Origin of the sequence: Chitinophaga sp. RAB17, from assembly GCF_052114225.1 — a bacterium.
GTDB lineage: Bacteria > Bacteroidota > Bacteroidia > Chitinophagales > Chitinophagaceae > Chitinophaga.
On the sequence record NZ_JBFREI010000027.1, the window covers coordinates 1 to 13,559 of the forward strand.

The window sequence follows — 13,559 nt, forward strand, 5'->3', positions numbered from 1 at the left end:
CCGCAGACTTTGACCGGGACCATATCCTGGAATACCTGCGCAGCCGCTTGCCGGAATACATGGTGCCGGCGGCATTGATCCCACTGGAACATTTCCCTTTATTACCCAATGGAAAGATCGACCGGAAAGGATTACCTGATCCGGAAATAGTAGTCGCCACAGAAAAGGCCTTGCCTGTTACTGCGTTGGAAAAAACACTGGCCGGTATCTGGTCCCACCTGCTGGAGATAGAAGACATCGGGTTGCACGATGACTTCTTTGCATTGGGAGGGCACTCTTTATTGGCTATCCGGGTGATCTCTGCGGTGAGGAAACAACTGGGCCTGGTAATATCCATCGGTGATGTATTTGATTTCCCGACTATCGCCGGCCTTGCTGCACAACTATTGCAACAAACATCACCGGCAGCGACACCGGAACTGCAACGTACCGAAAGACCTGCACATATTCCATTATCGTATAGCCAGGAACGTTTGTGGTTTATTGACCAGCTGGAAGGTAGTTTAACCTATCATATTCCTACCGTATTGCGGTTGAAGGGTCACCTCAACAGGGAAGCACTGGCTGCCGCATTTCAGGCTATTGTGAACCGGCATGAAGTATTGCGTACAGTGATAGCAGAAGAAGACGGTTTGGCTTATCAGCAGGTACTGGAAAAAGATCAGTGGCAGTTACAGATAACAGATGAATCCCTGTACCGGGAAAATGAAGCCGTCCTGCAACAGTATCTGCAGCAGCTCATCAATATACCGTTTGATCTGCGCAGTGCCCATATGCTCCGCGTGCACCTGGTGGTAACAGGTCCGGCAGAACATATCCTGTTGGTAGTATTACATCATATAGCCTCTGATGGATGGTCCACCGGTATTATGGTCCGTGAACTGGCAGAACTGTACCGTGCCTTTGCAGCAGGACATACTCCTGTATTACCTGCGCTGGATATACAATATGCAGACTATTCGATCTGGCAGCGTAATTATTTGTCAGGCGCCGTAATGGATGAAAAGATTGCTTATTGGAAAGATAAACTGACAAATGTACCTGCATTGAATCTGCCCACAGATTTTCCGCGGCCACCGGTGCAAAGTACAAAGGGAGCTATCAGCACTTTCCATATCGATAGGGAGCTGGCGGCAGCACTGCAAGCCTTGTCCCGCGAGGAAGGCGTCACCCTGTTTATGACGTTGCTGGCAACCTACAAAGTGTTGCTGTACCGTTATACCGGCCAACAGGATATTTGTGTAGGCACTTCCATTGCGGGCAGAACGCGGCAGGAAATAGAAGGACTGATCGGCTTCTTCATCAATACACTCGCCCTGCGCAGTGACCTCGGAAGTAACATTTCATTTACAGCGCTGCTGCAGCAAATAAAACAAACTACACTCGGTGCTTATGAACACCAGGAAGTGCCTTTTGAAAAGGTAGTGGAAACAGTGGTGAAAGACCGTGATGTGAGCAGAACACCATTATTCCAGGTGGCCTTCGCCTTACAGAGTATTCCTGATATTCCGGAACTGCAATTGGGAGATATTGTACTGGATAAAGACCGCTTTGTTTATACAACCGCCAAGTTCGATCTCACCTTTACGGTGCAGGAAACGGCAGAAGGAATGACGGTCTTCATAGAATATGTAACAGACTTGTTTACCCCTGCAACCATCAGCAGGATGGCAGGACATTACGAACAGCTACTGCGCGCTGTTGCGGCAAACCGTCACCTGCCTGCCGGCCAGTTGCGTATGTTGTTGCCGGAAGAAGAACAACAGTTGCTGTTCACATTTAATGATAACAAGGCAGATTATCCGCAGGATAAAACGATCCTCGATCTGTTTGAAGCACATGTATTACAAACGCCGGAAGCGCCGGTATTGATATGGAAGAATGCGGTGCTCACTTACCGCGAACTGGATGAACAGGCATCCCGGCTGGCGCATTACCTGGCAACACAGGGTGTTACCGCGGAAATGCTGGTGCCGGTATGTATGGAACGTTCCTTTGATATGGTTATTGCCATATTAGGCATCCTGAAGGCTGGTGCGGCATATGTACCTGTAGACCCTGATTATCCGCAGCAGCGCATGGAGTTTATGTTGACAGATACCGGTGCAGCACTGTTACTGACAGATAAAGCCTCTTTATCCCGTTTGCCGCAGCTGCCGGGTATCCGTATCATCGTGATGGAAGATATCCATGAGGTGTTACACAGCTATGTGGCTGCAACACCTGTTGTAAAACCGTTACCGGAGCATCTGGCCTATGTGATCTATACTTCCGGTTCCACTGGCAAACCCAAAGGAGTCATGATAGAACACCGTGGTGTGGTGAACCTTGCATTGGGTCATGCAGTAGCCTTACGTATATCCGCTGCAACACGTACCCTGCAGTTTGCATCTTTTGGCTTTGATGCCTCCTGTTATGAAATATTCAATACGATACTGAATGGTGGGCTGATTGTATTGCCGCAGCAGGAAGACCTTTTGTCTTCTGAAAAATTTGCTGCACTGGTATCAGCACAAGCGGTAACAATGGTGGTATTACCTCCTTCCTACCTGCATATGGTCAGAGAGGTATTGGGGCCTGTAAAAACAGTGTTATCTGTAGGAGAAGCCCTGAACCGTGAAGATGCCGCCTATGTACAGGCTGAGGGGAGAAGGCTGCTGAATGCTTATGGTCCTACAGAGAATACAGTGTGCACGACTATGACTGACCATCCGCTACGTGATCACGGCGTAACTGTTATAGGAGGGCCCATAACTAACGTACAGGTATATATCCTGTCACCGGATCTTGCACTGTGCCCTGTTGGCGTAGCTGGTGAGATATGTGCGGGCGGTGCCGGTTTATCAAGAGGGTATTTAAACCGCTCTGCCCTTACCGCAGAAAGGTTTATTACCAATCCTTTCAGCACTGCATGGGGCGGACGTTTGTACCGTACCGGAGATCTGGGCCGGTGGCTGCCGGATGGCACGATCGAATACCTGGGCCGTATAGATGACCAGGTAAAGATCCGGGGGTATAGGATAGAGTTGGGAGAAATAGAAAAAGTATTACAGGACTGTGGACTGGTAGCGCAGGCAGTGGTGCTGGCGAAGGAGGGGGCACATGGAGATAAGGGGGTTAAAAGGCTGGTAGCCTATATAGTACCGCAAGGTTCATTTGACAGGGAAGGAATCCTTACTTATATGCGGCAGCAATTGCCGGAATACATGGTCCCATCGGTGCTGATAGCGATGACTGTATTTCCGCTGACACCCAGCGGAAAATATGACCGGAAGGCATTGCCGGAGCCGGAAGGAAATGCCGGTGGTCAGGAATATGTAGCACCACGCACTGCAACAGAACACGCCGTAGCAGCTATCTGGCAGGACCTTTTACAGGTACCACAGGTAGGTATCTATGATAATTTCTTTGGATTGGGCGGACACTCACTGATGGCGATGCGCCTTATGTCTGCCCTGCGTAATAAACTGAAGGTAGAGTTGTCCATGAAAGTACTGTTCCTGCATCCTACGTTGGCGGCTTTTGCAGCACAGGTAGCAGCGGGCAACAGGAAAGCTTTATTGCCGGCTATTGAAGCCACTGTACGGCCGGACAATATACCATTATCGTATAGCCAGGAACGTTTGTGGTTCATTGATCAGCTGGAAGGCAGCGTACATTATCATATACCAACTGTTCTCCGGTTAAAGGGCACACTGAACACAGCCGCCCTCACACAGGCGCTTGCGGCAGTTGTAAACCGGCATGAAGTGCTGCGCACCGTATTTGAAGAACAGGAGGGTAATATATACCAGGTAGTAATGGACAAAGATGGCTGGCAGCCGGAAATACGCCAGCACTCCGGCGAAGCTGGTCTGGAAGAAGAGATACGCACACTGGTTAATCAACCATTTGATCTTGCAAAAGATTATATGCTTCGCGCGCACCTGCTGGTATTGGACATTACCGAACACGTGCTGGTGCTCACCGTACATCATATTGCGGCAGACGGCTGGTCAGCCGGTATTATCATCCGGGAACTGATGATGGGTTACCAGGCTGCATTAGAACACAGCGAGGTTACTTTACCTCCACTGGATATCCAATATGCTGACTATGCCATCTGGGAAAGAACATACCTCTCCGGCGCAGTGTTGGAACAGCAACTGCAATACTGGAAAAATAAACTGGCAGATACAGCTATTCTGAACCTGCCGCTGGACCACGCCCGCCCTGCGATGCAGAGCACCCGCGGCGGATTGCGTTCATTCCTGTTTGATCAGCAGCTGCTGGTGAAACTGCAGTCATTGTCAAAACAGGAGGGTGTTACGCTTTACATGACTTTGCTATCGGCATTCAAGGTATTGCTGTACCGCTACAGCAACCAGCATGATATCTGTGTGGGTACCTCCATCGCCAGCAGAACAAGACAGGAAACAGAAGGACTGGTGGGTTTCTTTATTAACACGCTCGCACTACGCAGCAATCTGGAGGGTAATCCTTCTTTTACCACCCTGTTACAGCAGGTAAAGGAAACTACGCTGAATGCCTACGAACACCAGGAAGTGCCATTTGAAAAAGTAGTAGAACAGGTAGTAACGGAAAGGGATGTAAGCAGAACACCTCTTTTCCAGGTAATGTTTGAAATGCAGAATACGCCTGATACCCCTGAACTGCGGCTGGGCGAAGTAACGTTGTTACCGGAAGGCAATGCAGTACACCATGCCAAGTTTGACCTTAACCTGTCGCTGCAGGAAGTGCCTGAAGGGTTACAGCTCACAGCAGGCTACTGCGCTGATCTCTTTGAAGACGCTACCATCGACCGGATGATTGGTCATTACGAACAACTGCTGAAAGCTTTGGCAGAAATGCCTTCACAAAAAATAGATCACCTGCCGCTGCTCACCACAAAAGAGGAAGACCAGTTGCTGCATGGCTTCAATCATAAAATAGTTGCATACCCGCATACAGAAACACTGGTCACCCTGCTTGCCCGGCAGGCGAAAGCTACGCCGGCCGCTACTGCACTGATACTGGGAGAAGCAGTCATGAGTTATGAAGAACTTGATCAGCGCAGTACACAGCTTGCGCAGTTCCTCGTGGCCCGTGGTGTAATTGCTGATACCCTCGTGCCGGTATGTGTAACACGGTCCATGGAAATGGTCATAGCCCTGCTGGGGATTATGAAAGCCGGAGGCGCTTATGTACCTGTTGACCCTGAATACCCGGAAGAAAGAATCCGGTATATGTTGCAGGACTGCAGCGCCAAACTGGTAGTGACAGACAGTTACGGCAAAGAGAAGCTTCCTGCCTTGCCAGGCGTGGACATCATAACAACAGATACGTATCAGGATACCATCACAGATGCCAGGACTGAACTGACGGAAATACCTGCTCCGCATGATCTTTCCTATGTGATCTATACCTCTGGCTCTACTGGTCTACCCAAAGGGGTGATGGTGGAACATGGCGGTATGCTCAATCATTTGTTTGCCAAAATAAATGACCTGCAGATCAATGATAAAAGTATAGTGGCATTTAACGCTGCCTATACTTTTGATATTTCGGTATGGCAGATATTTGCGGCCCTGCTCTGTGGCGGTACTACTATCATTTACCCGGAAGAGGTGATACTGCATCCAGCAGCGATGATGGAAGCGGTAGACAGACAGCAGGTTACCATCCTGGAGTTGGTGCCTTCCTATCTTGCCGCTGTATTGGATGAAAATATTCCTGTTAACCTCTCTGGTCTGAAATACCTGCTGGTAACCGGGGAAGCCATCAGCCGGCATACACTTGAACAATGGTTCAGCAGGTATAAACATATTCCTGTGGTCAATGCCTATGGTCCCACGGAAGCGTCGGATGATATCTGCCACTATATCATGCATAACGTACCCGACTATACGAATGTGCCGCTCGGTGCGCCCGTACAGAACCTGCACATTTATATCCTGGATAAGGAAAAGCAACTATGCCCGGTAGGTGTACCCGGAGAAATTTGTGTGTCAGGAGTGGGCGTGACAAGAGGATATCTCAACCGTCCGGACCTCACTGCCCGGCAGTTTATCAATGATCCTTTCGTGGCAACGCGTGGCAGAATGTATCGTACCGGCGACCTGGGCAGATGGCTGCCCGATGGTAATGTGGAGTACCTGGGACGCATGGATGAACAGGTGAAAATCCGTGGCTACCGCATTGAACTGGGTGAAATAGAAAGTGTGTTGCTGCAGTCCGGACGGGTAACAGAAGCTGTAGTGATTGCACATGCAGGCATGAACCATATTAAACGCCTCGTTGCTTATATAGTACCTAAAGGAACCTTTGATAAGACAGCTATCCTCAATTATCTGAAAGAAAAACTGCCGGAATACATGGTGCCATCACTGCTGGTAGAGCTAGACCGGATACCACTTACGGCCAATGGTAAAACGGACAGGAAAGCCCTGCCGGATCCTGGTGACAACGCCCAGCTGCTCAATGAATATGTGGCGCCACGTAATGAAACAGAACAGGCGCTCGTCGTCATCTGGTGTGAACTATTGGGCCTGGAACGTATAGGCGTCCACGATAATTTCTTCGAATTGGGTGGCCACTCCCTGCAGGTAATGCGATTGATTGCAATGATCAGGAAAACTCTCCAGGTAAAGGTGTCCGTAAGGGATTTCTTTATGCTGGCCACTATAGAATCGCTTGCTAAATATATCCGTGTAAACCAGTCACAGGCAGCTATCGCGGCAGAAGATCTGCAAACAATCAGACTCTGATACATGCCGCTGATTCTTTCATGTTAAAAATTGTAAAATGACCAGCTTTAACTTAACTGATATAGTAGATCTACTGGAAAAAGCAAATGATATAGGCATTCAGATATCATTTGATGACAATGAGCTGATTGTGCAAACGCATAGGGAGCATATTATTGACGCCACCTTTCTCCATGAGCTGAAAAATAACAAGGAATACCTGATAGAATATTTCAGGAAGCATCATAATGCTCCGGAAACTGCCACAGCGAAAACGATAAGTGCCGCGGACCGTAACGGGATGACCCACATCCCCCTTTCCTTCAGCCAGGAAAGGTTATGGTTCATTGATCAGCTGGAAGGCAGTGTGCAATACCATCAGCCTATGGTCATGCGGGTAAAGGGAGTACTCAGTCGCCCCGCCCTTGTACATGCACTGCAGCAGATCGTAAACCGCCACGAAATTTTACGCACCGTTATCACACAGGAGAATGGAAAGGCTTTCCAGCAGGTAGGTGAAAAAAACCGGTGGCAGCTGGAGATGATAGATGAACTACTTTACAAGAACGATGCAGCAGCCCTCCAATCCTATATCAGGGCATTGATAGCACAGCCTTTTGATCTCTCCCGGGATCATATGTTGCGGGCACACCTGATCGCACAACATCATGATGAATATGTACTGGTGATCAATGTTCACCATATTGCTTCGGATGGCTGGTCTACCGGCATTATCATCCGGGAATTAATGGAACTCTACAATGCTTCCGTGGAAGAGCGTTCCGCTAAGCTGCCACCGTTGCCCCTGCAATATGCAGACTATGCCATCTGGCAGCGTCAGCACCTGTCGGGAGATGCTTTGAAAAATGAACTGGATTACTGGAAAAACAAACTAAGCGGCACAGCTGTGCTTAACCTGCCATTGGATTATCCGCGTCCTGCTATCCACAGTGCCCGTGGAGCAACCTGCCCCATACGTTTTAACGCCGCGCTCACAGCCGGTTTACAGGCGCTGTCGAGACAACAGGACACCACCCTGTTCATGACATTATTGGCTGCCTTTAAGGTATTGCTATATCGCTATAGTGCCCAGGATGATATTTGTGTGGGCAGTCCTACTGCCGGCCGTACCCGGCAGGAGCTGGAAGGGCTGATTGGTTTCTTCGTCAATACCCTGGCATTGCGCAGTGACCTGAGTGATAATCCCACTTTTGCGGCATTACTGCAACAGGTAAAAGATACTACACTCAGTGCCTATGACCACCAGGAAGTACCTTTTGAGAGGATAGTGGAAGCAGTAGTGAAACAACGTGACCTGAGCGTGAATCCGCTGTTCCAGGTGATGTTCATGCTGCAGAATGTGCCCGCCGATGCCAATGAAGGACTGGATGCTGTTTCCTTTTCCCAGGAGAAGGTAGACAATACTACTACGATGTTTGACCTGGTTTTCTCCCTGGAGGAATCCGGTGGCGCGCTGGCAGGATCTGTATCCTATTGCACGGACCTGTTTGACGAAAGTACCATACAACGGATGATAGCACATTATGAAAGACTGCTACAGGCCGTGGTGGCATCGCCCGCTACACAGATAGATGCATTGCCCATCCTCGGTGAGGCAGAAGCAAAGCAACTGTTGCTTACTTTTAATAAAGCCGGTTTGGCACCACTGGAATATAAAACGGCGATAGATCTCATTGCCGCGCAGGCGGCGCTTACTCCGGATGCTATTGCATTGGTGGCGGATGATGTTTCGCTGAGTTTCCGGGAAATAGACGAACGTTCCAATCAGCTGGCGCACTACCTCAGCGCCAAAGGTATTGCAAGGGAATCGCTGGTACCAGTGTGTATAGAGCGTTGTCCGGAGATGATCATTGCTATGCTGGGTATCCTGAAAGCCGGGGGCGCCTATGTACCGGTAGACCCGGAATATCCGCAGGAGAGGATCCGCTACATGATAACGGATACGGATGCACGAATTATTATCAGCAGCAGTACTGCACGGCAGCAGTTGACATTGACGGAACAACATGCGGAGGTGATATCACTGGATGAAGATGCAGCTCTTATCAGCAATTACCCGGTTACACCATTGGCTACGTTACCTGTGCCGGAACAGCTGGCCTATGTGATCTATACTTCAGGATCTACCGGTAAGCCCAAAGGGGTAATGATAGAACACCGCAATATGTTTGCTTTCCTCACCTGGTGCCGGGATGAGTTTGTACATAATCATTTTGAAACCGTGTATGCCACCACTTCCATGTGTTTCGATTTGTCTGTATTTGAGATCTTCTACCCGTTAAGTATTGGTCGCCGTATCAGGATATTGCAGAATGGTCTGGCAATAGAAAAATATTTGCCACTCGATGAAGCAGTACTGGTGAACACGGTGCCCAGTGTGATCAGGGCGTTACTGAACAATCAAACTGACCTGTCGCGGGTTACTGTTTTGAATATGGCCGGGGAGCCCATTCCGGCGGAAGTACAGCGTAGCAACGCACTGGCGCATATGGTGGTACGTAACCTGTATGGCCCTACGGAAGATACTACTTACAGTACCGTGTATAAATTAACGCCGGGACAGGCTTCTGCTTCCATTGGCCGTCCTATAGATTATTCGCATATCTATATCCTGGGTCGTGGAGATCAGTTGCTGCCTGTGGGCATTGCCGGAGAGATCTGTATCGGCGGCGCCGGCGTAACACGCGGGTATCATAACCGTCCTGAACTGACAGCAGAAAAGTATGTAGCAGATCCTTTTAGTCCGCAACCCGGCAGCAGGATGTACCGCACCGGTGATCTCGGCCGCTGGCTGAGTGACGGCACCATTGAGTACATGGGCCGTATTGATGCACAGGTGAAAGTGCGGGGCTATCGCATAGAACCCGGTGAAATAGAAAATGTGCTGCGTAGTTGTCCGCTGGTGAAGGAAGCAGCCGTACTCGCAAAAGATGATAATAGTGGTCTCCATAAACGGCTGGTAGGATATATAGTGCCTGCCGGCCTTTTCGACAGGGAGGGCATTACGTCCTTTCTGAAACAACAACTGCCGGACTACATGGTGCCTGCATTGTTGTTGTCATTAGATAAACTACCGCTCACGGCTAATGGTAAAATAGACAGGAAAGCATTACCGGACCCCGATGCAGCCGCATTGCAGCCGCATGAATATATAGCGCCGCGTAGTGAGGCAGAACAGGTACTGGCTGACATCTGGCAGGAACTGCTGGGTGTATCACGGGTAGGCATATACGATAATTTCTTTGAACTGGGAGGCGACTCTATTGTTACCATACAGGTAGTGAGCCGTGCTAAACGCAGCGGTTATGAATTGCAGCCGCGCGACCTGTTCCTGCACCAGACAGTCGCATCGCTGGCAGCATGGCTGGCTTCCCGCAAAAGCAGCGAAGTCACCGGAGAGCAGGGACTGCTTACCGGTAGCAGCGGCCTGTTGCCTATCCAGCAATGGTACTTTACCACCGCTGGTGAGGTAACCATTCCTTTTAACCAGAGCATTTTATTAGCCGTTGATAAAAGTATCAGTGCACAGGTCCTGTCTTCCACTGTAGCACGGCTGGTGGAATACCACGATGCCCTGCGCTTTAGCTATCAGCGTTCCGGCAATAGCTGGGAACAGGTATACGGCAGCATGACAGGGGAACTGGAAATAGTAGACCTCAGCAATATTACTACGCAAACCCTTGCAGAAGAAATTGCCCGACATGCCGGTGGTTTTCAGCAAAGCCTGGAAATAGAGAAGGGACAGGTTATCCGGCCGGTATTATTCCGGACACCTGGAACAGAAAAACATCACCGCCTCCTGATCATTATCCATCACCTGGCTGTGGATGGTGTTTCCTGGCGCATATTGTTGGAAGATCTTGACTTGTTGCTGAAAGGTGATCCTGTTGCAGAAGTAACTACGATACTTGGACATAAAAGCAGTTCCTACCGACAGTGGTATACAGCCCTGGAGCAGTATGGCGGCCGCCGCAGGGTGCTTGGTCAGCAGGAATACTGGCAGCAGGTTGTTGCCGGTTACGAGCCGTTGCGCACAGATAAAAAATATGATGGTAAACTAACCGTAGCAGATACTGCCTCCTGTGCTGTGAAGCTGGACAAGGCACAAACACAACGGCTGCTGCAGGAAGTACCCCGTGCATACCATACCGTTATTAACGATGTGCTGTTATGTGCCCTGGCGCGTACGCTCACTGCCTGGAGCAGCGCAGCGGGAGTAGTGGTTGGTCTGGAAGGTCACGGCCGTGAGGATATCATCTCTGGTATTGACACCAGCCGTACGGTGGGCTGGTTTACAGCTTTATATCCTGTATGGCTACACGTAGACGCCGGCAGTACGCCTGGCGCATCTCTCAAAACAATAAAGGAACAATTGCGGCAGGTACCTGACAAAGGGTTAGGTTACGGCGTACTGAAATATATCAATCAAGTGGAATCCCTGCAGGGCAAGGATCCCTGGGATATCATCTTTAACTACCTGGGACAGTCAGACAATGCAGTGAAACAGGATGGCGTTATCACCGGCGCCCCGGAATCATCGGGGTCTGATACCGGTGCCAGCTATCCGTTGCTGCACAAGCTGGGGCTCACCGGCATGGTACAGAACGGCGAACTACTGTTGCAGTGGGAATACAGCACCCGTCACTATGACGAAGCAGGTATTACTCAACTGGCCACTGCTTATCTCGCACAATTGGAGCTGGTGATAGATCATTGTGTGGAACAGGCACTCCGGGAGCCGGTATTCACGCCCGCAGATTATGGATTAAGTACAGAAATAACAAATGAAGAACTGGACGAATTCCTGGATAGCTCCCGTAATGGGTTACCCCTGCGCAGCCAGATCAGTGGCCTGTACCGGCTTACCGGTCTCCAGGAGGGCATGTTGTTTCATACCCTGTATGATATGCAGGGTGGCACCTATGTAGAGCAGTTCAGCTGTGAAGTGAGTGGCTTACAGGAAGATCTTTTCCGCCAAAGCTGGGAATATCTGCTCAGCCAGCACAGCATCCTGAGAAGTGGTTTTTACCATGATGTATTCAGCGTGCCGGTACAATGCGTATACAGGCAGGTAACAGTACCTATGCAGGTAACCGATTTTCGTGGAATGGATAAGGCCGCACAGGCTGCTGCTGTAAAGGCATTTGAAACAGCAGACAACCTACAGGGCTTTGACCTGAAAGCAGCCCCGCTGATGCGTATCAGTTTACTCCGGCTTAGTGAGGACACCTACAAGATGGTATGGACCTCTCATCATATTCTTTTTGATGGTTGGTCATTACCGGTAATGGTAGAAGAATTGCTCAGCACCTATGAAGCACTGGTAACAGGCAACGCGGTACCTGTTGTAATGGAAGACCGCTTCGAAGATTATATCCGCTACCAGGAAAGGCTGGATAAGGAAGCAGAAGAACATTACTGGCGTAATTACCTGCAGGGACTGGAAGAAGGAAGTCTCCTCCCTTTTACCGCCAGTACCACCAGGCTTACAAAAGGTGGTGGTAATTTCAGGGAGCGCGTATTTCGACTGGATGCCGCTACTACCACGCGTCTTACACAGTTTGCACAACAACACCATATAACACAGAATACCCTGATGCAGGGCGTGTGGGCGTACCTGTTATATCGCTATTCCGGCCACCGCGATGTTGCTTACGGCATCACCGTTTCCGGCCGTCCGCAGGATCTGCCGGGCATGGAAAACAAAGTAGGTCTCTTTATTAACACGCTGCCTTTATATACCGTTATTGATCCTGCACGTGACATAACCGGCTGGCTGCAAACAATACAGAACAGCCAGTTGCAGAGCCGTGAATACCAATACACCGGCCTTAATTCCATCCAGAGATGGATCAATGTGGCGGGGGAATTGTTCGACAGCACTATCACTTTCCAGAACTACCCGGTAAGTGAAGTGGTAAATGCACAAACCTGGCATCTGCAGGTGAGCGAAGTGGAAACACATCCGCACACCAACTACCCGCTGACCATCATCATGGGCGTGGCAGCAGAAACACATCTGATCTTTACATTTAACAATGACCTATTGTCTGATTATTTTATAGAGATGATAGCCGCGCATTTTGAGCAGGTGATCTCGCAGATCATTCATCAAAAGGCTGTCCTGATCGGAGATATTGAACTGCTTTCTCCGGCAGAACAACAACAGCTGGAAAATCGTACGGCCGTTGATGTTACCGGTCATTATTTCCTGGAGATGTTTGAACGGGAGGCGAAGGAAAATCCAAACGCGGTTGCACTTGTCTTTGAAGAAGAAAAACTTTCTTATACCGCACTCAATAAACGGGCATCCCGCCTGGCAGGCTACCTGCAGGAGAGGGGCGTTACCACCGGCTCCCTGGTACCGCTTTGCATGGAACGCGGCCCCGATATGATCATTGGTATGCTGGGTATCCTGAAAGCTGGCGGCGCTTATGTGCCCATTGAACCAGACTTCCCGGCAGAACGTATAAAGTATATGCTGGAAGATACGGCGGCAGCAGTTGTTGTTAGTAGCAGCAGTTGCCGCGATCTGCTCCCTGCAACWGGTTTAAYGGTTGTATCACTGGATGATGACCGTGATGAGATCAACCGCAGCACAGCAGCGGCTTCCTTGCCGGTAACACCTGRGCAGCTGTTGTATGTGATCTATACCTCAGGCAGTACCGGTACACCYAARGGTGTGATGGTGACTCATCATAACATGGCCGATTATATGGCAGGGCTGCAGGCACATCTGCCTTTGCAGCAATGCCGTTCCTATGGTTTGTTATCCAGCATCGCCACTGACCTGGGTAATACCGTGTTGTTCCC

General features: G+C 49.8%; 2 protein-coding genes. Both read left to right on the forward strand.

What is annotated here, in order from left to right; all coding sequences use genetic code 11:
* Nucleotides 1-6,746 (forward strand): amino acid adenylation domain-containing protein (locus tag AB4Z08_RS35660; RefSeq protein WP_441578552.1); only part of this gene is annotated, 6,746 nt, incomplete at its 5' end.
* Between the two features lie 37 nt (nucleotides 6,747-6,783).
* On the forward strand, nucleotides 6,784-13,559 hold a 6,776-nt coding region (locus tag AB4Z08_RS35665), incomplete at its 3' end, for an amino acid adenylation domain-containing protein (RefSeq protein ID WP_441578553.1).